A 531-nucleotide genomic window follows, 5' to 3' on the forward strand; every position below is an offset into this window, starting at 1 on the left:
TAGACAACCTGAAAATCGCCCGGGACATATTAGTCAGGCAGCGTACTCGGGCGGCCGGGGGGCGGGCGAACACTCCTTGTAATGACAAGGATATCGAGTTAACACTGGCCAGGCATCTCGAGATCATGGGAGGGGCGGACAATCTGCAAGCAGCACTGGACATCTTTGTCCGGCTGCGCACCCGTGCGGCCGGGGGGCAGGCAAACACCCCTTGTAATGACAAGGAGATCGAACTGGCTTTGGGTAGACACCTTCAGTTTATGGGAGGCACGGACAACCTGAAAATGGCTCTGGACATCTTTACCCGGCTGCGGCACCCGGGCGGCAGGTGGGGAGGTGAACACTCCCTGTGATGACAAAGGATGAACGAACACCCCCTGTGATGATAAGGATATCGAAATGGCTGTAGGCAGGCACCTCCAGCTCATTGGAGGCATAGACAAGCAGAGAGCAGCCCTGGACATCTTTATCCGGCTGCGCACCCTGGCGGCCGGGGGGCGGGCGAACATCCCCTGTGATGACAAGGAGATC

General features: G+C 58.2%; 1 protein-coding gene. It reads left to right on the top strand.

The genetic code is table 11. The features are described from left to right. A partial coding sequence (locus tag E1189_RS23410) for a hypothetical protein (RefSeq protein ID WP_196221134.1) occupies positions 1 to 353 on the top strand: 353 nt, incomplete at its 5' end. Positions 354 to 531 lie beyond the last annotated feature (178 nt).

This window comes from Parendozoicomonas verongulae, assembly GCF_009711465.1.
Classification (GTDB): Bacteria; Pseudomonadota; Gammaproteobacteria; order Pseudomonadales; family Endozoicomonadaceae; genus Sansalvadorimonas; species Sansalvadorimonas verongulae.